This window comes from Gordonia sp. J1A, from assembly GCF_055393515.1.
Map to the genome: position 1 here is coordinate 1,787,490 of NZ_AP041607.1, position 20,937 is coordinate 1,808,426.

The following is a 20,937-nucleotide window of genomic DNA, read 5'->3' on the forward strand; positions in this document are numbered from 1 at the left end:
AGACACCCGTCAGCGCCCTTCCGGGCCGGCGAATCCGATGTCGTTGAGAAGCCGGGCGTCGCGCTGCGCCTGCTGAAGCAGCCGCGCGCGGTCGTCGCGGGCCGAGTACCAATCGGTGATGATCTGGCCCTGCAGCCCGAACATCTCGCGCTCCTCGTCCGGCTCGGCGTGGTCGAATCCGAGCAGGTGCAGCACGCCGTGAACGGTGAGTACGGCGAGTTCGTGCTCGAAGCTGTGGTGCTGCGACTTGGCCTGCTCGGCGGCGAACTCCGGACACAGCACGATGTCGCCGAGCATCGCCGGGCCGGGCTCGTCCGCGTCGGGGCGCCCGCCGGGCGTCAGCTCATCCATCGGGAAGCTCATCACGTCGGTGGGCCCCGGCAGATCCATCCACTGCATGTGCAGTTCGGCCATCGAATCGGAGTCGATCAGCTGAATCGACAGTTCAGCACCCGGATGCACCTCCATCCGGCGCATCGCGAACCGTGCCGCCTCGATGATCAGCTGCTCGGGTACGTCGACGCCCGACTCGTTGAACAGTTCGACGCTCACCGGCGACGCCCTCCGCTCGTGTGGCGCAGCCCTTCGCGTCGGGCCGCGCGATTGCCCTCGTGAGCCTCGGCCCTGCCGTACGCGTCGACGATGTCGGCCACCAACCGGTGCCGCACCACGTCCGCGCTGGTCAGGTTCGCGAAATGGATGTCGTCGATGCCGTCGAGGATGCGGGCCGCAGCGCGCAGGCCCGACTGGGCCCCGCCCGGGAGGTCGATCTGCGTCGTATCGCCGGTGACGACGATCTTGGCGCCGAAGCCCAGGCGGGTGAGGAACATCTTCATCTGCTCGCCCGTGGTGTTCTGAGCCTCGTCGAGAATGATGAAGGCATCGTTGATCGTCCGGCCGCGCATGTAGGCCAGCGGCGCCACCTCGATGACACCGGCCTCCATCAGCTTGGGGATGGCCTCCGGATCCATCATGTCGTGAAGCGCGTCGTAGAGCGGGCGCAGGTACGGGTCGATCTTCTGATGGAGCGTGCCGGGCAGGAAGCCGAGCCGTTCTCCCGCCTCCACCGCGGGACGGGTCAGGATGATGCGACTGACCTGCTTGGTCTGCAGTGCCTGCACCGCCTTGGCCATCGCGAGGTAGGTCTTGCCCGTGCCCGCGGGTCCGATTCCGAATACGATCGTGTTCTCGTCGATCGCGTCGACGTACCGCTTCTGATTGAGCGTCTTGGGGCGGATCACCTTGCCGCGCCGCGAGATGATGTCGAGGCTCAGCACATCGGCGGGGGTCTCCGAATCGCTCGTGGCCAGGATCGACAGGCTCTGACGCACCAGGTCGGGGGTGAGTGTGGTCCCTCCGCGCACCACGCGGACCAGTTCGGCGATCACCCGTTCGGACGCGGCCACGTCGGCGGGTACGCCGGTGAGCGTGATCAGATTGCCGCGGACGTGGATGTCGGCGGGCAGCTGCACCTCCAGGGTGCGGAGGTTGACGTCGGCCGCACCGAGCAGCCCCACCGCCAGGTCCTGGGGAACCTCGATATTCGAACTGGTCACCGCCGCGGCCGTCGGGTCGTCGCGGTTGTCGTCAGTCACTGAGTTTCGTCTCCCCGGGGTCGGTCGGCGGGCGGTCGCACGCTTGTGTGGATTCGCTCAAGTCTATCGCCGGTGATCGCCGGGTGCGAGCGAGTACGCCCGCGGCCGCCGTCGCCGGTCAGATGCCGAGCACCCGCAGGGTCTGCCGGTGCGCCGCGCTGCGCGGATCGACGAAGGCGTCGTGCCCCTCCCCCGGCACCTCGTAGAGCACCGCCCGCTGACCGCGCGCGGCGGCCCCCTCCACGTAGCGGCGGCTCAGCTCGATCGGCACCGAGGCGTCGTCGGCCGTGTGCACGGCGGCCACCAGCGCGTCGAAGGGCGGCTGGCAGGCGGGCGACGCCGCCGCGTAGCGGTCCGGCGCCTCCTCGAACGAGACGCCCATCAACCGACGGACCGACGGGCGGTCGGAGGCGCCGCCGGTGAAGTCGAGGACCGCGGACTGCGGCACCACCGTCGCGATGCGGAAGCCGCCCGCTCTCGCGTCGGTCTGCGCGACCGCCCAGACCGCGAGTTGTCCGCCCGCCGAGTGTCCGACGACGGCGACGTTCTTGCGATCGACCTTGACGCCGTCGATCGCCAACTGTTCGGCGACCGGACCGTCGAGGGCACGGATCGCCGCGACCACATCGCGCCCGGTACCCGGCCAGCCGCCGCCGGTCTCTTCCACCCTGCGGTACTCGATGTTCCAGACCGCCGCCCCGCGCTGCGCCAGGTCGCGGGCGACCGGTGTGTTGATCACCAGCGAGTACTCGGTGGACCAGTATCCGCCGTGCACCAGGACGACGAGCGGCGCGCACTCGGCCGGCCCCCGTTCCGGAAGATACAGGTGGCCGAACTGGCTTGGCTGATCGCCATAGTGAATCTTCTTGCGACGCAACAGATGTCCTTTTATCGAGTCCAGCGGTCGGTGACCGCGCCGAGAGCGCCGAGCGCCACCGCTCCGGCGGCGACGGTACGCAGCACCTCCGGACCCAGCACCACCGGCACCGCACCCAGGGCGGTGAGGTCGGCGATCTCCGCCTCCGCCAGTCCGCCTTCGGGCCCCACCACGAGAAGCACCTCGGGCACCTCGGCGAAATCCAGCGAACGGAACGCGACCGCGCCGTCCTCATGAAGCAGCGCGACGATCCCTCCGTCGGCGGCCACCCGTGCCGCCAGCTCGCGCACGTCGGTGGTGCCGGCCAGATCGGCGACCTCGGGGATCCACGCCCGGCGCGCCTGCTTGGCCGCGGTGGCCGCGGTGGCACGCCACTTCTCCACACCCTTGACGGCCTTCACGCCGCTCCAGCGGGCGATGGTGCGAGCCGACTGCCACGGCACGATCGCGTCGACCCCGGCCTCCGTCATCAGGTCGACGGCGAGATCGCTGCGCTCAGCCTTCGGCAGCGCCTGCACGACCGTCACCAGCGGCTTGGGACGGGGGTGGACCTGTACCCGGCCGACGCGGACGGTGAGCCGGTCCTTTCCGCCGACCTCGATCACCTCGCACTCGGCGGTGGTTCCGCGTCCGTCGCCGAGGGTCACCGTCTCACCGGCACCGATCCGCGTGACGGTCACCGCATGTCTGCCCTCCGGGCCGGACAGCACCGTGGTGTCGCCGGCGCGCGGCACCTCGTCGACCCAGAAGAGCGGCGGCGTCATCGGCCGGCGAAGGCGTTACGCAGCTTGGAGAAGAGTCCGCCGTTGGCGGCGGCCTTGGAGGTGGCGGTCACAAGTTCCACTTCCTCGCCGGAGACCTCGCGCAGTTCGCGGAGCAGGTCGCTCTGGCGTCCGTCGATCCGCTTCGGCACCACCACGTCCAGATGTGCGTGCAGGTCGCCGCGCACACCGGAGTTCAGATGCGGCAGACCCTGGCCGCGCACCCGGACGACGGTGCCGGGCTGGGTGCCGGGTTCGACGGTGAGGGTCGCGGAGCCGCCGAGCACGGTGTCGACGGTGAGTTCGGTGCCCAGCGCCGCGTCGACCATCGGCACCCGGACGGTGCAGTGCAGATCGTCGCCGTCACGGACGAAGACGTCGTCGGCCTGCTCGGAGACCTCCACGTAGAGATCGCCCGCCGGGCCTCCGCCGGGGCCCACCTCGCCCTGCCCGGCCAGTCGCACGCGCATGCCGTCCTGGACGCCGGCCGGGATCTTCACGGTCATCGTGCGGCGCGAACGGACGCGGCCGTCGCCGCCGCACTTGAGGCACGGATCGGGGATGGTCTCTCCGACCCCGTGACACTCCGGGCATTCGCGCACCGTCATCACCTGGCCGAGGAAGGACCGCTGCACGGCCTGGATCTCACCGGCGCCCTTGCACGTCGCGCAGGTCACCGGCTTCGAATCGTCGCGAGTGCCCGATCCCTTGCACGTATCGCACAGGACCGCGGTGTCGACCGTGATCTCCTTGCGTGCGCCCGCCGCGATCTCCTCCAGGGTCAGACTGACGCCCACCAGTGCGGGTTCACCGGGGCGCACCCGTCCCCGGGGACCGCGGCCGCCCCCGAAGCCGCCAGTGGCCCCACCGAAGAAAGTCTGGAAGATGTCGCCGAGCCCGCCTGCACCGAACGGATCGCCTCCGAAGCCGCCGCTCGGGCCCGCCAGGGGGTCGCCGCCCGCGTCGACGATGCGCCGGCGCTCGGGATCGGAGAGCACCTCGTAGGCGGTCGTGACCTCTTTGAATTTGTCCTCGGCGTCGGGGTTGACGTCGGGGTGCAGTTCGCGAGCCAGCTTGCGGTACGCACGCTTGATCTCCTGGTCCGACGCGCCTGCAGACACGCCCAGAATTCCGTAGTAGTCACGAGCCACGGTGAATTAGGTCCTTCGCAATCAAGACATCAACTAACGGTCGGCGAGGACTTCGCCGACGTATTTCGCAACCGCCGCCACCGATGCGATTGTTCCCGGATAGTCCATTCGGGTGGGTCCAACCACACCGACACTGCCGAAGACGGTGCCCGAAGCACCGTACCCGGTCGAGACCACCGAGGTACTCCGGAGGTTCTCGGTGTTGGTCTCCTCGCCGATCTGGACGGTGACCTTTCCGGTCCGCTGCGTGTGCGCGAGCAGCTTGAGGACCACCACCTGCTCTTCGAGCGCGTCGAGCACGATGTCCATGCCGCCCATGTTCGAGGAGAAGTCGGCCGCCGACCGCGCCAGGTTCGACGTGCCGCCGAGGACGAGCCGGTCGTCTCCGCGTTCCACGAGGGTCTCGACCAACACGGTGGCGATGGTGATGACCGCCTCGCGCAGGTCCGCGGGCGCGGTGGTCGCCAGTTCGGCGACCGCCACCGAGGCGTCTTCGAGCCGCTTGCCGTCCAGGGCCGTGGAGAACATGTCGCGCACCCGCACCAGGTTGTCCTCGTCGATCTCCTCGGAGAGGGTCACCATCCGCTGCTCCACCCGGCCGGTGTCGGTGATGACCACCAGCAGCAATCGGGTGGGCGAGAGTGAGACGACTTCGAGGTGCCGCACGCGGGCGGTGGAGAGCACCGGGTACTGGATCACGGCGACCTGGCGAGTGAGTTGCGCGAGCAGGCGGACCGAGCGGCGCAGTACGTCGTCGAGGTCGACCCCGTTGTCGAGCACCGACAGGATCGCGCGGCGTTCGGCGGCCGACAGCGGTTTGATCTCGCTGATGCGGTCGACGAACATCCGGTAGCCCTTGTCGGTCGGGATCCGACCCGAGCTGGTGTGCGGCTGGGCGATGTACCCCTCGGCTTCGAGCGCCGCCATATCGTTGCGGACGGTGGCGCTCGAGACGCCCAGGTGGTGGCGCTCCACGAGCGCTTTCGACCCGATCGGCTCCTGCGTGGAGACGTAGTCGGTGACGATCGCACGCAAGATCTCGAAACGCCGGTCATCCGTCGACGACGACAAGTCCGTACCTCCCGATGCCACGACTTTGCCTACAGTGGATACGACCATTCTACGTAACCGACGGAAAGACCAGGACCGCGATGATCTTCAAGGGCGTGCGCGAGGGCAGACCCTACGTCGATCACGGTCTCACCGCGCGCGAGTGGGCGCAGATCCCGCCGCGCCAGTTCCGGCTCGATCAGCTCACCACCGTCACCACCGTCCTCGCACTCGACAAGCTGCTGTCGGAGGATTCGACTTTCTACGGCGACCTGTTCGCCCACGTGGTGCTGTTCGAAGGAAACCTGTATCTCGAGGACGGGCTGCACCGGGCCGTGCGCTCGGCGTTGCGGAACCGCACGATCATCCACGCCCGGATGCTCGATCTGGACGAGCGCATCGCCGCGGGCCGCGTCGCACCCGAGTCCGGCGAGCTGGAGATCACTGCGCCGATCGCCCCGGTCACCGGCAGGCGCCGCCGCTCGGTCGGCGCGCATCGGCTGCCCGACTGATCCGGCCGACGCACCGGCGACCGGATCGATCAACGCGCGAGCGGGTTCAATGCCATCGGAACGCGCGCGCCGGCGCGCCACAGCACTGCCGCGCTCGAGTGCGGTCGCAGTCTCGCCTCGGTTCTCATCGCAGTCGTGAACACCTCGCCGAACCCGGCGCGCGGATGCGCGCTCTCGGTGGCCGTGACGAGCCCTCCGTCGACCTCCCTCAGCCGATATCCGACGACGTCGAGTTCGACCGCCGAGTGCAGGCATCGCGCGACCGGCTCCGCCGGAACGGCCGGGTGGAAGTGTCCGGCGATCGCCGCGCGCACCACCTCGGCCTGCGCCTGGCCTCGGTGTGCCGCGACGAGTCGGGCCGCATGATCGGCGCCGAGCGCGGCGAAACAGCCGTAGTCGGGGTGATCGGGCGCACCGAGCGCCAGATCGTGCAGCATCGTCGCCGCCCACAACTGCTCGGCATCGACGTCCAGGCCGTCGACCTCGGCGAACGCGATCGCCCACTGCCAGCATCGGAGGCTGTGCTGATGCACCGGGCCGGAGAGTTCGTCGGCTGCACGCTCAGCCACCTCGCGAGCGAACCGGGAGTCGGGCGGCGGGGTCAGGTGTTCGCCCGCCCTCATCGCGCGCCGATCCGGTGCGCGCCGTCGACGCGGTCGGCCAGCTCACCGCGGATCGACGCGAGCAAGGCGTCGAACTCGGCCGAGTCGGTGAACCCCTGTGCACGCAGGGAGATCATGCCATTCGCCGTACCCCACAGCCGCAGCGCCTCGAGTCTCGCCGCGCGGGGCGGCAGGGCCGACGCTCCGACCGCGTGCTCGACGAGCCCGCCGAGCAGCCCGCGGATCATCGCCCGCGCCTGGTCGACGAGCTCGGAATCGTCCGGACCGACGTCGACCAGTCCCAGCGCCCGGAAGGCCAGCGGGTTGTCGGCGTGGAAGAGCAGGTACTCGTCGAAGACGGCGAGTTCCACGGCCTCTTCCGCGGAAGCGATCGCCGCCTCCATCCGCTCCACGTGGTCGCGGGCGATTCGGCATGCCAGCGCCACATACACGTCGGCTTTGCCGCCCGGGAAGTTCGAGTAGATAGAGCTCAGCGCCACGTCGGCCGCGTGGGCGAGTTGGTCGACGGACGTGCGGCGGAACCCCTGGTCGGCGAAGAGTTCTGCGGCTGCGTCGAGCACCGCGTCATGTGTTCGGCGGCGTCGCTTGTCGGACGGCGGGGTCAAGGGAACTGTCATATCAATAACGTAGTAACACTACGATTTCGTAGTCAAATTATGGTTTCATAGTAATACTACGAAAAGGAGCATTCAGATGACGACCACCGCCGACCGACAGCCGGCCACCGGCTCGGACGCCATGCGCGCGTTCTTCCCCACATCACCGTTCATCGACACACTCGGCGTCGAGTTGATCGACATCGGCGAGGGCACCGCACACCTGCGCCTCCCGTTCGCCGAGTCCAACACCACGGTCGGGCCGATGGTCCACGGCGGAGCCATCGGAGCATGCGTGGATCTGGGCATCATGGCGGCCGCATGGGCGGGTGACGACCCGGTACCCGAGAAGCTGCGCGGGGTCACCGTCAGCATGTCCGTCAACTTCATCGCACCCGCCATGAACGACGACATCGAGATCGTCGCGACCCGGCTTCGCAAGGGCCGGAGACTCAACCATTGCGCGGTCGAGATCCGGACCCGGGCCGACGACGGGCTCGTCGCGACGGGCAGCGGGGTCTACCAGACGGGATGACCGCCCTTCTCAGCCGCGACCGCACGGCCGAGGTCCGCTACTGCGCGACGAGGATGTCGCGGACCACGCCGTCGGCGAGCAGGCGTCCGCGATCGGTCAGCACATAGGCGCCCGCGACCGTCCGCAGCAGCGCCTGGGCCACCGCGGCGTCGGCTCGAATCCGTTCCGCGCCCGAGAGCACGTTCACGTCGAGCCCCTGGTGCATGCGCAGACGCAGCATCACCGCCTCGGTGTGCCGGTCGTCCGCGGTGAGGATCTCGTGGCCGCCGATCGGGAGCGAGCCGGAGGCCAGCGACGCCGAATAGGTGGCCGGATGCTTCTGATTCCACCAGCGCACCCCGTCCACATGCGAGTGCGCACCCGGGCCGATCCCCCACCAGTCGTCGCTGCGCCAATACGCCTCGTTGTGGCGGCACACCGAATCCGGGTCGGGCGACGCATCCGGGCGAGCGCGCGCCCAGTTCGACACCTCGTACCAGGCCATTCCCGCGGCGCGCAGACGCGAGTCGATCATCTCGTAGCGCGCCGCGAGCACATCGTCGTCGGGCATGGGGATCTCCCCGCGGCGCACCTTGCGGGCGAACCGCGTTCCGTCCTCCACGATCAGCGCGTAGGCCGAGACGTGGTCGACGGGGACCGACAGGACGGCGTCGAGCGAGGCGTCGAGATCCTCGTCGCGCTCACCCGGTGTCCCGTAGATCAGATCCAGATTGAGGTGCTCGAAGCCCGCCGCCGCGGCCTCGCGCGCGGCGTCGAGGGCACGGCCGGGCGTGTGCGTGCGTTCGAGTACCGCGAGTACGTGCCGCGCGGCCGACTGCATCCCGAGCGAGACGCGGGTGAACCCCGCGGCCCGCAGCCCTTCGAAGAACTCCGGCGACGTCGACTCCGGATTCGACTCCGTCGTCACCTCGGCGCCGGGCGCGAGGACGAACGAGTCGCGCACGGCCCCCAGCAGGTCGGCGAGCCCGTCGGCGCCGAGCAGCGACGGGGTGCCGCCGCCGACGAACACGGTGCCGACGCGCCGGCCCGGGGCCAGGAGCGCGGCGGCCTGATCGAGTTCGGCGCGCACCCCCTCCATCCAGCTCTGCGGGGACGACGACGAACCGAGTTCACCGGCCGTATACGTGTTGAAATCGCAGTATCCGCAGCGCGTGGCGCAGAACGGCACGTGGAGGTAGAGGCTCAGCGGCCGACTGGGGTCGGCGGTCGCCACTGTGGTGCGTGCCTGTGCGGAGAGTGCCTCCGGAGCACGTCGGTCAATCACCTATCCATCATGACTCACGCCGTGTCAAGGATATTAATCTCACGCTGAGGAAAAATAACCCCAAGTAGACTGACCTCGTCGGACGTGGCACTATGGCAGTCGTGACTTCCTCAGGAGTGTGGCTCGCCGAACGGCGGCACATCGATCTCAAGCGCGTCTGCAGCGCTTTCTGTCGGCACTAGCCGACGTCTCGGCCTTTCGAGAAGTCCCGACCCGCCAGCCCATCGCGGGTCTCTGAGGATGCCGATCTTCGTCACATTCTGATTTCAGCCCAATCGTCGTGCCGTGCTGTGCGCTGCACGCTCAGGAGAACTGATGACGCTCACGTCCCCCACCACCGCGGAGCCGACGGAGACGCCCACCGAGGCGCCCCGCAAGCGCGCGCGTCCCACCAAGCGCCGATCCGAAGGCCAGTGGGCCCTCGGCTATCGCACCCCGCTCAACGCGAACGAGCAGAGCAAGCGCGACGACAACCCGCTCAATGTGCGGCGTCGCATCATCGACAGCTACCAGTACGTCGGCTTCGACGGCATCGACAAGGCCGACCTGCGGGGCCGTTTCCGCTGGATGGGCCTCTACACCCAGCGGGCCGAAGGATTCGACGGAACGTACTCGGGCGAAGCCCACATCGACGAGATCGAGGCGCCGTACTTCATGATGCGGGTCCGCACCGACGGCGGACAGCTGAACCTGGCGCAGGTGCGCACGCTGGCGTCGATCTCTCGCGACTTCGCCCGCGGTACCGCCGACGTCACCGACCGCCAGAACCTGCAATACCACTGGATCGAGATCGAGAACGTCCCGGAGATCTGGCGCCGGCTCGAAGAGGTCGGCCTGGAGACCACCGAGGCCTGCGGCGACTGCCCGCGCGGCATGCTCGGCTCTCCCCTGGCAGGGCTCTCCACCGACGAGGTCCTCGACGCCAGTCCGGCCCTCGCCGAGATCAAGCGCCGCTACATCGGCAACCCCGAGTACTCGAACCTGCCGCGCAAGTTCAAGACCGCCGTCTCGGGTCTGCAGGACGTGGTGCACGAGATCAACGACGTCTCGTTCGTCGGCGTCGAGCACCCCGAACACGGCCCCGGACTGGACCTCTGGGTCGGCGGCGGGCTCTCGACCAACCCGATGCTGGCCAAGCGGCTCGGTGTCTGGGTGCCGCTCGACGAGGTCCCCGACGTCTGGGAGGGCGTAGTCGCGATCTTCCGCGACTACGGCTACCGGCGCCTGCGTTCCAAGGCCCGGCTGAAGTTCCTGATGAAGGACTGGGGGCCGGAGAAGTTCCGCCAGGTCCTCGAAGACGAGTACCTGCACCGCAAGCTCATCGACGGCCCGGCGCCGACTCCGCCGAAGCAGCCGATCGACCACGTCGGCGTCACCAAGCAGAAGAACGGCCTGTACGCGGTCGGGTTCTCCGCCGTCTCCGGCCGACTGTCGGACGACGTGCTGTACGCGATCGCCGATGCCGCGGAGAAGGCAGGCAGCGACAGCGTCCGCTTCACGCCGTACCAGAAGCTGGTCGTGGTGAACGTCCCCGAGGACCGGATCGCCCAACTCGACGCGGACCTGACCGCCGTCGGCCTGCAGTCGAAGCCGTCGGTGTGGCGCCGGAACCTGATCGCGTGCACCGGTCTGGAGTACTGCAAGCTCTCGTTCACCGAGACCCGCAGCCGGTCGCAGGCTCTGGTTCCGGAGTTGGAGAAGCGTCTGGCCGAACTCAACGAGCAGCTCGACGTGCCGATCACCATCAACTTCAACGGCTGCCCCAACTCCTGCGCCCGCGTGCAGGTCGCCGACATCGGCCTCAAGGGTCAGCTGATCGACGACGACGGCACCCCGGTGGAGGGCTTCCAGGTGCATCTCGGCGGAAGCCTGGGCTTCGACAGCGGCTTCGGCCGAAAGCTGCGCCAGCACAAGATCTACGCCAGTGAGGCCACCGAGTACATCGAACGTCTCGTCCGCAATTTCATCGCAGGCCGCAACCCCGGCGAACGCTTCGCCGAATGGGCGGTCCGCGCCGACGACGCCGAACTGCAGTGAGGGAAAGACGATGACCGTCACCACAGATGATCTGGACGAACTGAAGGCGATCGCGGAGGCCGGTGCCGAGCAGCTCGGACCCGACGCCACCGCCGAGGAACTGCTGCGCTGGACCGCCGAGACCTTCGGCCCGCACTTCGTCATCGCGGCGAACATGCAGGACGCCGTACTGATCGACGTCGCCGACAAGGCGATCGAGGACAAGGAGGCCATCGGCGGCAGGCTCAAGGCGCTGTTCCTCGACACCGGCTACCACTTCGCCGAGACCCTCGGCACCCGGGACGCCGTCGAGCAGGTCTACGACCTCGAACTGCTCAACATCACGCCCGAGCAGACGGTGCAGGAGCAGGACGAGCTGGTCGGCAGAAATCTGTTCGCCACCGACGCGGCCGAATGCTGCCGGCTGCGCAAGGTGGTCCCGCTGCGCGGTGCCCTGGCACCCTTCCGCGCATGGGTCACCGGTATCCGCCGCGTGGAGGCGCCCACCCGCGCCAACGCACCGTTGATCTCCTTCGACGAGGGCTTCGGCCTGGTCAAGATCAATCCGCTCGCCGCATGGAGCGACGAGCAGTTCCAGGACTACATCGACAGCCACGGCGTCCTGGTGAATCCGCTGGTCGACGAGGGCTATCCCTCGATCGGGTGCGAACCGTGCACCGTCAAACCAGCCGCCGGAGCCGATCCGCGCAGCGGCCGTTGGGCCGGCAGCGCCAAGACAGAATGCGGGTTGCACGCATGAGCATCATCGAATCGACAGACGTCCAGTCCGCCGTCGCGGACCGTGACGAACACCGTCCTGAGCGAGCGCAGCGAGACGAGGGATTCACCACGCTCGACGCCCTCGAGTCCGAGGCCATCCACATCTTCCGCGAGGTGGCGGGCGAGTTCGAGCGGCCGGTGATCCTGTTCTCCGGCGGCAAGGACTCGACGTTGCTGCTCCACCTGGCGCTCAAGGCCTTCTGGCCCGCGCCGCTGCCGTTCTCGCTGCTGCACGTAGACACCGGCCACAACCTGCCGGAGATCATCGAGTTCCGCGACGAGATCGTCGAACGTCACGGCCTGCGCCTGCATGTCGCGAGCGTCGAGGAATATCTGGCCGACGGTCGTCTCACCGAGCGGCCGGACGGCATCCGCAACCCGCTGCAGACCATCCCGCTGCTGGACGGCATCAGCGAGAACCGCTTCGACGCCGTGTTCGGCGGCGCCCGGCGCGACGAAGAGCGGGCCCGCGCGAAGGAACGCATCTTCTCGCTGCGCAACGCCTTCGGCCAGTGGGACCCGAAGCGTCAGCGTCCCGAACTGTGGAACCTCTACAACGGCAGGCACGCTCCGGGCGAGCACGTGCGCGTGTTCCCGCTGAGCAACTGGACCGAGCTGGACGTGTGGCGTTACATCGCCCGCGAGCAGGTGCTGCTGGCGCCGCTGTACTACGCGCATGAGCGCGAGGTGTACCAGCGCGACGGCATGTGGATGACCGCCGGGCCGTGGGGCGGACCGCGCGAGGACGAGACCGTCGAGACCCGGATGGTGCGCTACCGCACCGTCGGCGACGGCTCCACCACCGGTGCGGTGCTGTCCGAGGCCACCGACAACGAAGCCGTTCTGGCCGAGGTCGCCGCATCGCGGCTGACCGAACGCGGAGCCACCCGCGGCGACGACCGCGTCTCCGAGGCCGCCATGGAAGACCGCAAGCGCGAAGGATATTTCTGATGAAGCACTCCCCTGACCTTCTGCGCATCGCCACGGCCGGTTCCGTGGACGACGGCAAGTCGACCCTCGTCGGCCGCCTGCTGTACGACACCAAGTCGGTGCTCGCCGACCAGATCGACGCCGTCACCAAGGCCTCGGTGGACCGCGGCATGGACACCCCGGACCTGTCGCTCCTGGTCGACGGCCTGCGCGCCGAGCGCGAGCAGGGCATCACCATCGACGTCGCGTACCGCTACTTCGCGACCCCCGCCCGGTCGTTCGTCCTCGCCGACACCCCCGGCCACGTGCAGTACACGCGCAACACCGTCTCCGGAGCGTCTACCGCGCAGCTGGTGATCCTGCTGGTCGACGCCCGCAGCGGCGTCGTCGCCCAGACGCGTCGGCACGCCGCCGTGATGGCCCTGCTCGGCGTTCCGCGGCTGGTGCTCGCAGTCAACAAGATCGACCTCGTGGAGAACGCCGCCGAGGTGTTCGCCGAGATCTCGGCCGAGTTCAACCAGATCACCGCTTCGCTCGGCTACTCGCCCGAGCAGGTCCAGGAGATCCCGGTCTCGGCGCTCCACGGCGACAATGTCGCGATCCGCTCGGAGAACACGCCGTACTACGACGGTCCGACTCTGATCGAGCATCTGGAGACGGTGCCGAACGAGCTCGACCGCGGGCAGGTCGGACTCCGGTTCCCCGTGCAGTACGTGATCCGGCCGCGCACCCCCGAGTACCCGGATTACCGCGGCTACGCCGGTCTGGTGGCCGCGGGAAGCGTGTCGGTCGGCGACGAGATCGTCGTCCAGCCGTCCGGTCTGCGCTCGACGATCGCGAAGATCGACACCCCCGACGGCGAGCTGGACACGGCGCACGCCGGCCGGAGCGTCACGCTGCTGTTGACCGACGACATCGACATCTCGCGCGGCGATCTGATCGCCTCGGCGGCCGATGCACCGGAGCCCGCGCAGCAGTTCACCACCACGGTGTGCTGGCTGTCGGAGAAGCCGCTGCGTGCCGGTGCCCGCCTGCTGTTGAAGCACGGCGCCAAGACCACGCAGGTGATCGTCGGCGGCCTCGACGCGCTCTTCGACGAACAGAACCTCGCCCTGGTCGAGGCACCGGAGTCGATCGAGCTGAACCAGATCGGACGGGTCTCGCTGATGACCGCCGAGCCGATCCCGGCCGACGACTACTCGCGCAGCCGCGAGTCAGGCAGCTTCCTGTTGATCGATCCGCAGGGCGGCAACACCCTCGGTGCCGGCCTGGTCGGCGACGCGCTGGCGGCGCTCGAGCTGCCGTCGCCGGCCTTGGCGTGACCGCCCGGTCCGGATGACCACGCTCGTTCTCGCCGCGCACGGCAGTCGTGATCCGCGCTTCGGCGTCACCGCGCGCCGGGTGGCCGATGCGGTCCGCATCGCGCTGCCCGGCGTGACGGTGGAGACGGCATACCTCGACCTGACCGCTCCGCTGCTCACCGATGTTCTCGGGTCCGTGTCCGGCGAAGTGGTGGTCGTTCCGTTGCTGTTCGGCGACGGCTATCACAGCAAGGTGGATCTGCCCGCGCTGATCGACGCGGCCCACGCCGCGAATCCCGCCGCGACCATCGTCCAGACTCCGGTCGTGGGCCGGTACTCCCCGGTTCCGGCGCTGGTCGAGCGGCTGTCGGAGGCCGGTGCCGGCCCTCGTGACGGCGTGCTGATGTTCGCCGTCGGATCGTCGGACGCCGGCAGCGATGCGTCGGTGATCGGACGAGGCCGCGAACTCTCCGCAGCGCTCGGCCGGCCGGTACGCACGCTCTTCGCCACCCGTCTGGGCCGTGACGGCGCCGCCGTCCGGGAGACGGTCGACGCACTCCTGGCCGACGGCGCCGACCGCGTCGCGGTCAGTCCGTTGTTCCTGTCGGCGGGCCTGTTGACCGATCGGGTGGAGCGGTATCTCGACGCGATGGACGTACCGATGGTCGTGGCCGGTCCTGTCGCCGACCACCCGTGTCTGGTCGACGCAGTCGCTCGCCTGTACACAGCCGCCGCGGTCGTCGTCGCGAGCTGACTCCCGAGTTCGCTTCCTCCGGGCCCCGGGAGTCTCGACACGCACACTCACTGCGTTCGCGCGCTGCTCGACAACCCTGCGAAGCCCGAGGCCCGTCGAGTCGCGAGGAACGAAGTGACGAAGCGAATCGAGACATATGCACGTCTCGACACGCGCACTCACTACGTTCGCGCGCTGCTCGACAACCCTGCGAAGCCCGAGGCCCGTCGAGTCGCGAGGAACGAAGTGACGAGCGTATCGAGACATACGCGCGTCTCGACACGCACACTCACTGCGTTCGCGCGCTGCTCGACAACCCTGCGAGACCCAGCCCGAGGCAACCCTGCGAGACCAGCCCGAGGCCCGTCGAGTCGCGAGGAACGAAGTGACGAAGCGAATCGAGACATACGCGCGTCTCGACACGCACACTCACTGCGTTCGCGCGCTGCTCGACAAACCTGCAGACCCAGCCCGAGACAACCCTCAAACGGTCAGCCTTGGATGCGCATGGTCGAGTCGCCCCAGGCGGCGTCGCGGAGTTCGTTCTTGCGGATCTTGCCGGTCGACGTCTTCGGCAGATCGTCGACGAACTCCACCTCGCGCGGAGCCTTGTAGCCCGCGATCCGGCTCTTCACGTGTGCGATCACCTCGGCCTCGGTGAGCTGTTCGCCCGGCTTGCGCACCGCGTAGGCCTTCGGGCGCTCGCCCCACTTGTCGTCCGGCACGCCGACCACCGCGACATCGACGATCGCGGGATGGCTCACCACCGCCTGCTCCACCTCGATGGTCGAGATGTTCTCACCGCCGGAGATGATGACGTCCTTGGCCCGGTCGAGGAGCTGCACGTAGCCGTCGGGATGCATCACGCCGAGATCGCCCGAGTGGAACCAGCCTCCGGCGAAGGCCTCGGCGGTGCGCTCCGGATCCTCGAAGTACCCCTTCATCACCACATTGCCGCGCATCACGATCTCGCCCATCATCACACCGTCGGGCTCCACGTCCACCAGGGTCCCGTCCTCGGCGGGCTCCGGGAGAACGACGCGGAGCCGATCGGCGGTGATCATCCCGACGCCCTGCCGTGCCATGCGCACGGCCAGTTCCTCGCCCGACAGCGACGACCAGCTCGCGCTGGGCTCGCACACCGAATACGGGCCGTAGGTCTCGGTGAGACCGTAGACGTGCACGAGCTCGATCCCCAGATTGCGGATCGCGCGAATGATCGTGGGACTCGGCGGCGCCCCCGCGGTCGCAATGGTCAGGGGCCGGTCCATCCGGTGGGCCTCGCCCGCGGTGGCGAGTGTGGTCAGCACCGTCGGCGCGCCACTCATCTGGGTCACCTGTTCGGTGTCGATGAGACGCCACATGTCGTCGCCGCGAACCGCCCGCAGGCACACGTGCGTGCCCGCGACCGCCGTCACCGACCAGGGGCCGCACCAGCCGTTGCAGTGGAACATCGGCAGGGTCCACAGGTAGCGGGTGTCGATGCCGAATCCCTGGGTGAGCACGTTGCCCAGCGAGGCCAGGTACGCACCGCGATGGGTGTACATCACGCCCTTGGGCTCGCCGGTGGTGCCCGAGGTGTAGTTGATGCTGATCAGCGAGTTCTCGTCGTCGACCTCCCACGGGATCGGGCTGTCGGAGCCGCGTGCCGTCAGCTCGTCGTACCGCAGATCGCCCGCACCGGTGTACTCGCCGTCGACGCTCGGGGTCTCGACCACCTCGCGCACGGTCTCGAATTCCACGCCCGCGAGCGCCTCGAGGAACGGCGCGTCGCCGACCAGCAGACGTGCTCCCGAGTGATTGCAGATGTAGCGGACCTCGGCGGGTGCGAGACGAGTGTTGACCGCCACCAGCACGCCGCCGGAGAGCGGCACCGCGAAGTGCGCGACCAGCATCTCCAGCGAATTGGTCGCCAGATACGCCACTCGGTCGCCGTCTCCGATCCCAGAGGCACGCAGGGCTTGGGCCAGACGGGTCACCTCAGCCGCCAGCTCGCGGTACGTGCGTCGCCGACCGCCGTCGACGGCCGCCTCCTTGTCCGGATGCACCTCGACGGCACGGTCGAGGAATCGCAGGGGCGTCAGCGGGCTGTCGAGTCCGGATCGGGCGGGAAGCGTCATGGTGTGACCCCTTCGGGGAGTGGTGGTGCAGTGTGACCCGACCACCATAGTCCAATGACACTCAGTGCCACCATAGGTCCGAAGTCTTTGCGCCGAACGGTCGAACCCCTGCGATCTACGGCACTTCGTGCCGTACCGAATCTCTAGTCGGCCGAGAGTTGCGGCACTTTCGTGGCGCGCGCGAAGATGTCCTCGCCGGCCACCAGACGCAGGGCGTTCTGGTCACCGCGCGTGATCTGCGCGACGAACTCCTCGCCCGACGCCGCCGAGACCAGTTCCACGCGGGTCTCGAAGCCGAGATTCACCACGCGCTTCACCCGCGCCTTGATCACGCCGGTGTCCAGCGCGGTCTCGGCGGGCGGATAGACCATCTCGGCCGAGCGGCCGAGCCGGATGTCGTGCGGACGCACCAGTTCGCCGTTCAACCGCGAAATCGATCCGAGGAACGACGCGACGAAGACGTTGTCCGGCCGGTCGTACAGATCGTCGGGCTTGCCGACCTGCTCGATGCGCCCCTTGTTCAGCACCGCGATCCGGTCGGAGACGTCGAGCGCCTCCTGCTGGTCGTGTGTCACGAGGACCGTCGTCACGTGCACTTCATCGTGCAGCTGACGCAGCCATTTGCGCAGGTCCTCACGCACTTTGGCGTCGAGGGCGCCGAAGGGCTCGTCGAGCAGGAGCACCTGCGGATCAACGGCCAGAGCGCGGGCCAACGCCATCCGCTGACGCTGACCGCCCGAGAGCTGAGCCGGATAGCGCTTCTGAAAGACGGTGAGTCCGACGATGTCGAGCAGCTCGTCGACCTTCGCCTTGATCTCGTGCTTGGGCCGCTTGCGGATCTTCAGGCCGAAGGCGATGTTGTCGCGGACGGTGAGGTGCTTGAACGCGGCGTAGTGCTGGAAGACGAACCCGATGTCGCGCTGCTGCGGCGACGCACCCGAGACGTCGACGCCGTTGATCCGTACCGTTCCCGAATCGAGCCGATCCAGACCCGCGATGGCGCGCAGGAGCGTCGACTTGCCCGATCCCGACGGGCCGAGCAGGGAGGTCAGGGATCCCTCCGGGATGTCGATGGAGACGTCGTCGAGGGCCGCGAAGTCGCCGTAGCGCTTGTTGGCGCCGATCACCGAGATGGACATGTCAGTTGTTCTCCTCGCCCGCGCCGACGGCCGTCGGCGCGTGGGCAGCCTCGTGTTCGTTCCGGTCCTCGGACACGGCCTTCATCGTCTCCGCGCTCGCATCCGCGAGCTTGCCCTTGGCCCGGCGCTCGATGAGCGTCATCACGACCAGGACGAGAATGGCGACCATCATGAGCAGGGTCGCCGCGGCGTACGCCCCGTACTCGTTGTAGTCGTCGGTGTACCTCGAGTTCACCAGCAGCGTCAGCGTCTGCGAGACTCCCGGGAAGTTCGACGACACCATCGTGACCGCGCCGAATTCGCCGAGCGTGCGGGCGATCGTCAGGACCACACCGTAGGTGAGACCCCATCGGACGGCGGGCAGTGTGATCCGGCTGAACGTCTGCCAGCCGGTGGCGCCAAGCGTCGCGGCGGCCTCCTCCTGCTCGGTGCCGATCTCGCGCAGCACCGGCTCCACCTCGCGGACGACGAAGGGCAGGGTGACGAAGATCGTGGCGAGGACCATGCCCGGGATCCCGAAGATGACGCGGAATCCGAGCGACTCGATGCCGCCGAACCAGCCCTCGGCGCCCCACAGGGCGATCAGCGCCACGCCGACCACCACCGGCGACACCGCGAACGGCAGATCGACCACCGCCTGCAGCAGGCCCTTGCCCCGGAACCGGCCGCGCGCGAGGGCGAGAGCGGTCAGGACTCCGAAGATCACGTTGAGCGGCACCACGATCGCCACGATGAGCAATGTGAGCTGGAGCGCCGAGATGGCCGCCGGCGTGGTGATCCACTCCCAGAACTGCCCCAGCCCGTGCTCGAACGATCGCCAGAAGATCAGTCCGACGGGTACGACGAGCAGCACCGTCAGGTACAGCAGTGCGATGGATCGCAGCGTCAATCTGGTGAGACGAGAGACGATCATTCCGAGCCCTCCCGGCGGGTCTGGATCTTGGCCACGACACGCAGCAGGAACAGGACGACGAAGGCGATGACCAGCAACGCCACGGACACTGCGGCCGCGTTCACCGGCTCGTCGACCTCGATCTGCTGCTGGATGTACTGCGAAGCGACCTGCGTCTTGCCCGGGATGTTGCCGCCGATCAGAACCACCGAACCGAACTCGCCGATCGCGCGGGTGAACGCCAGTCCGGCACCGCTGAGGATCGCGGGCAGCAGCGCGGGCAGCACGATTCGCGACCAGATCACCCGATTCCCGGCGCCCAGGACCGCGGCCGCCTCCTCCACCGAGGTGTCGAGTTCCATCAGGACCGGCTGCACCTGCCGGACGACGAAGGGCAGCGTCACGAAGGTCAGCGCGAGGACGACGCCCGGCTGGGTGGCCGCCAGGTGGATGTCGAAGGGACTGTTGGGCCCGTAGAGGGCGAGCAGCACCAGGCTGGCGACGATGGTGGGCAGCGCGAAGGGCAGGTCGATGATGGCGTTGACGACACCCTTGCCCGGGAACTCGTCACGCACCAGCACCCAGGCGATCACGGTGCCGAACAGCACGTTGACGACGCCGACGATCAGCGACACCACGACGGTGATGCCCAGCGCCTGCAGCGCCGCCGGATCGGTGATGCCGTCCCAGAATCCGCCCGCGCCGTCGTCGAAGGCCTGAGCGGCGATCGCGGCGAGCGGAAGCAGCACGATGATGCTGAGCCACAGCCCGGTTATCCCGAGCGAGAGCGGTCCGTCGGGCCGCCATCCGCGGCGCGGCGCGAAGTCCTGGGTCTCGTGAGAGACGCGCTCGGTGGTCACCGTCCGGCCTCCCGCGCGTAGATCTCACTGATCTCGCCGCCGTTGCCGAACAACTGCTTGTCGACCTTCTTCCAGCCGCCGAGATCGGCGACGGTCCACTCCTTGCGGATGTCTCCGGGGAACAGGTGGGCGGTCTGCCGCGCGACGTCCGGATCCACCGGCCGGAACCCCGCCTCGGCCCACAGCTTCTGGCCCGGGGTCGAGAACAGGTACCTGACGAAGGCCCGCGCGGCGGCCGGATCGGTGCTCGTGTTGACCACCGCGACCGGATTCTCGATCTTGAAGGTGACCGAGGGCACGATGTAGTCGATGCGGTCGGCCGGCGGCGAACTCGCATTCTTGCGGGACAGCATGATCGCCTCGTTCTCATAGCTGATGAGGACGTCGCCCTGCCCCTGCTGGAAGGCCGAGGTGGCCTCGCGTCCGGACTTCGGCAGCACCTTCACGTGATCGCGGACCAAGGCGCTGACGTAGTCCAGCCCGGCCTGGGGGTTCCGGCCGCCGTCGCTCTTGGCCGCGTACGGAGCGAGCAGGTTCCACTTCGCGGACCCGGAACTGCCCGGGTTCGGCGTCACCACTTCGATGCCTGGCCGCAGGAGATCGTCCCACGTATGGATGTTCTTGGGGTTGCCCTGGCGGACGACGAGCGCGACCACCGACCCGAAGGGAATCGAATCGTTCGGCGCCTGCTGCTGCCAGTCCTCATCGACGACACCGGCGTCGACCAGCCGGGTGATGTCGGGCTCCACGGAGAAGTTGACCACGTCGGCCGGCAGACCGCGGGCCACCTTCCGCGACTGATCGCCGGACGCGCCGTACGACTGGGAGAAGCCGACGTCGTGACCTTCCGGCGTCGCGCGGAAACCGGGAATCACCATGTCGAAGCCGACCTTGGGGGTCGCGTAGGCCACCAGGTTGAGATGCCTGCTTCCCGAGGAGATGTCGATGCCATCGGGACGGTCGGTGGATCCGCCGCCGCACCCGGCCAGCGCGGCGACGAGTGCCAGCGCGACCGTCACGCATGCCGCCTTGAGTGCTGCGCGCTGAAGAGTTCCCGTGCTCACCCGAAGAACCTAACCACCGCGCCGGGCCGCTCTCAACGCCGCGATTCGTGTCTCCGCGAGGGTGGTGACGCGGCGTCGAGGTTGTGCTAGCGGAGGATCAGCCAGGCGAGCAACACGAGAACGAGCAGTGCCACCAGA

General features: G+C 68.4%; 21 protein-coding genes. 7 read left to right on the forward strand and 14 right to left on the reverse strand.

The features are described 5' to 3' along the window. Nucleotides 1-9: 9 nt before the first annotated feature. From ybeY to hrcA, 6 genes are all read right to left on the reverse strand, one after another. Nucleotides 10-552: an rRNA maturation RNase YbeY gene (gene ybeY, locus ACZ5QD_RS08360; protein ID WP_006897644.1), complete on the reverse strand. Its 543-nt coding sequence runs from the start codon at nucleotides 550-552 to the stop codon at nucleotides 10-12. Continuing rightward, entirely contained in the window at nucleotides 549-1,595 is a 1,047-nt protein-coding gene (locus ACZ5QD_RS08365) for a PhoH family protein (protein WP_006897643.1), read from the reverse strand. The genes ybeY and ACZ5QD_RS08365 overlap by 4 nt, the downstream gene beginning before the upstream one ends. A 118-nt stretch (nucleotides 1,596-1,713) precedes the next feature. Then, a complete protein-coding gene (locus ACZ5QD_RS08370; RefSeq protein ID WP_006897642.1) occupies nucleotides 1,714-2,472 on the reverse strand; it encodes an alpha/beta hydrolase family protein in 759 nt (252 codons plus the stop codon). A gap of 11 nt (nucleotides 2,473-2,483) precedes the next feature. Next, the gene (locus tag ACZ5QD_RS08375) at nucleotides 2,484-3,236 is read right to left on the reverse strand and encodes a 16S rRNA (uracil(1498)-N(3))-methyltransferase (protein WP_006897641.1); all 753 of its coding nucleotides are present in this window, start codon (nucleotides 3,234-3,236) and stop codon (nucleotides 2,484-2,486) included. Beyond that, the gene (gene dnaJ / locus ACZ5QD_RS08380; RefSeq protein WP_006897640.1) at nucleotides 3,233-4,384 is read right to left on the reverse strand and encodes a molecular chaperone DnaJ; all 1,152 of its coding nucleotides are present in this window, start codon (nucleotides 4,382-4,384) and stop codon (nucleotides 3,233-3,235) included. The genes ACZ5QD_RS08375 and dnaJ overlap by 4 nt, the downstream gene beginning before the upstream one ends. A 33-nt stretch (nucleotides 4,385-4,417) precedes the next feature. Beyond that, a complete protein-coding gene (gene hrcA, locus ACZ5QD_RS08385) occupies nucleotides 4,418-5,455 on the reverse strand; it encodes a heat-inducible transcriptional repressor HrcA (RefSeq protein WP_006897639.1) in 1,038 nt (345 codons plus the stop codon). A gap of 80 nt (nucleotides 5,456-5,535) precedes the next feature. Between hrcA and ACZ5QD_RS08390 the strand changes: the two genes are divergently transcribed. After that, nucleotides 5,536-5,946, forward strand: a complete 411-nt coding sequence (locus tag ACZ5QD_RS08390; RefSeq protein WP_006897638.1) for a type II toxin-antitoxin system VapB family antitoxin — start codon at nucleotides 5,536-5,538, stop codon at nucleotides 5,944-5,946. A gap of 29 nt (nucleotides 5,947-5,975) precedes the next feature. Here the strand turns inward: ACZ5QD_RS08390 and ACZ5QD_RS08395 are convergent, their stop codons facing one another. Together ACZ5QD_RS08395 and ACZ5QD_RS08400 are read right to left on the reverse strand one after the other, a co-directional pair. Further along, complete coding sequence (locus ACZ5QD_RS08395; RefSeq protein WP_231650324.1) at nucleotides 5,976-6,515, reverse strand: HD domain-containing protein; 540 nt, start codon at nucleotides 6,513-6,515, stop codon at nucleotides 5,976-5,978. 50 nt (nucleotides 6,516-6,565) lie between these two features. Continuing rightward, complete coding sequence (locus ACZ5QD_RS08400) at nucleotides 6,566-7,186, reverse strand: TetR/AcrR family transcriptional regulator (RefSeq protein ID WP_278124328.1); 621 nt, start codon at nucleotides 7,184-7,186, stop codon at nucleotides 6,566-6,568. Between the two features lie 76 nt (nucleotides 7,187-7,262). On the opposite strand from ACZ5QD_RS08400, the gene ACZ5QD_RS08405 reads away from it, so the two are divergent. Continuing rightward, nucleotides 7,263-7,700: a PaaI family thioesterase gene (locus ACZ5QD_RS08405; protein WP_222111544.1), complete on the forward strand. Its 438-nt coding sequence runs from the start codon at nucleotides 7,263-7,265 to the stop codon at nucleotides 7,698-7,700. Nucleotides 7,701-7,737: 37 nt separating this feature from the next. On the opposite strand, the gene hemW is transcribed toward ACZ5QD_RS08405, so the two are convergent. Further along, nucleotides 7,738-8,964, reverse strand: coding sequence for a radical SAM family heme chaperone HemW (hemW, locus tag ACZ5QD_RS08410; RefSeq protein ID WP_411815558.1), 1,227 nt, complete (start codon nucleotides 8,962-8,964; stop codon nucleotides 7,738-7,740). A gap of 315 nt (nucleotides 8,965-9,279) precedes the next feature. Between hemW and ACZ5QD_RS08415 the strand changes: the two genes are divergently transcribed. The 5 genes from ACZ5QD_RS08415 to ACZ5QD_RS08435 are packed head-to-tail and all read left to right on the forward strand — an operon-like array spanning nucleotide 9,280 to nucleotide 14,745. After that, nucleotides 9,280-11,001: a nitrite/sulfite reductase gene (locus tag ACZ5QD_RS08415; RefSeq protein ID WP_045539104.1), complete on the forward strand. Its 1,722-nt coding sequence runs from the start codon at nucleotides 9,280-9,282 to the stop codon at nucleotides 10,999-11,001. A gap of 10 nt (nucleotides 11,002-11,011) precedes the next feature. Beyond that, nucleotides 11,012-11,740, forward strand: a complete 729-nt coding sequence (locus ACZ5QD_RS08420) for a phosphoadenylyl-sulfate reductase (RefSeq protein ID WP_278124331.1) — start codon at nucleotides 11,012-11,014, stop codon at nucleotides 11,738-11,740. Then, nucleotides 11,737-12,711, forward strand: a complete 975-nt coding sequence (gene cysD, locus ACZ5QD_RS08425; RefSeq protein WP_372452511.1) for a sulfate adenylyltransferase subunit CysD — start codon at nucleotides 11,737-11,739, stop codon at nucleotides 12,709-12,711. The genes ACZ5QD_RS08420 and cysD overlap by 4 nt, the downstream gene beginning before the upstream one ends. After that, nucleotides 12,711-14,012, forward strand: coding sequence for a sulfate adenylyltransferase subunit 1 (locus ACZ5QD_RS08430; RefSeq protein WP_006897630.1), 1,302 nt, complete (start codon nucleotides 12,711-12,713; stop codon nucleotides 14,010-14,012). The genes cysD and ACZ5QD_RS08430 overlap by 1 nt, the downstream gene beginning before the upstream one ends. A gap of 13 nt (nucleotides 14,013-14,025) precedes the next feature. After that, nucleotides 14,026-14,745, forward strand: coding sequence for a sirohydrochlorin chelatase (locus tag ACZ5QD_RS08435; RefSeq protein WP_464367218.1), 720 nt, complete (start codon nucleotides 14,026-14,028; stop codon nucleotides 14,743-14,745). A gap of 470 nt (nucleotides 14,746-15,215) precedes the next feature. Here ACZ5QD_RS08435 and ACZ5QD_RS08440 read toward each other — a convergent pair whose 3' ends face one another. From ACZ5QD_RS08440 to ACZ5QD_RS08460, 5 genes are all read right to left on the reverse strand, one after another. Beyond that, nucleotides 15,216-16,844, reverse strand: a complete 1,629-nt coding sequence (locus ACZ5QD_RS08440) for a long-chain-fatty-acid--CoA ligase (RefSeq protein WP_464367219.1) — start codon at nucleotides 16,842-16,844, stop codon at nucleotides 15,216-15,218. A 143-nt stretch (nucleotides 16,845-16,987) separates the two neighbouring features. Then, entirely contained in the window at nucleotides 16,988-17,983 is a 996-nt protein-coding gene (locus ACZ5QD_RS08445; RefSeq protein ID WP_006897627.1) for a sulfate/molybdate ABC transporter ATP-binding protein, read from the reverse strand. A 1-nt stretch (nucleotide 17,984) separates the two neighbouring features. Next, nucleotides 17,985-18,896 carry a sulfate ABC transporter permease subunit CysW gene (gene cysW / locus ACZ5QD_RS08450; RefSeq protein ID WP_464367220.1) on the reverse strand — a complete coding sequence of 304 codons (912 nt, stop codon included), beginning with the start codon at nucleotides 18,894-18,896 and terminating at the stop codon, nucleotides 17,985-17,987. After that, entirely contained in the window at nucleotides 18,893-19,735 is an 843-nt protein-coding gene (gene cysT / locus ACZ5QD_RS08455; protein WP_006897625.1) for a sulfate ABC transporter permease subunit CysT, read from the reverse strand. The genes cysW and cysT overlap by 4 nt, the downstream gene beginning before the upstream one ends. Next, nucleotides 19,732-20,799 carry a sulfate ABC transporter substrate-binding protein gene (locus ACZ5QD_RS08460; protein WP_045539110.1) on the reverse strand — a complete coding sequence of 356 codons (1,068 nt, stop codon included), beginning with the start codon at nucleotides 20,797-20,799 and terminating at the stop codon, nucleotides 19,732-19,734. The genes cysT and ACZ5QD_RS08460 overlap by 4 nt, the downstream gene beginning before the upstream one ends. Between the last annotated feature and the right edge of the window lie 138 nt (nucleotides 20,800-20,937).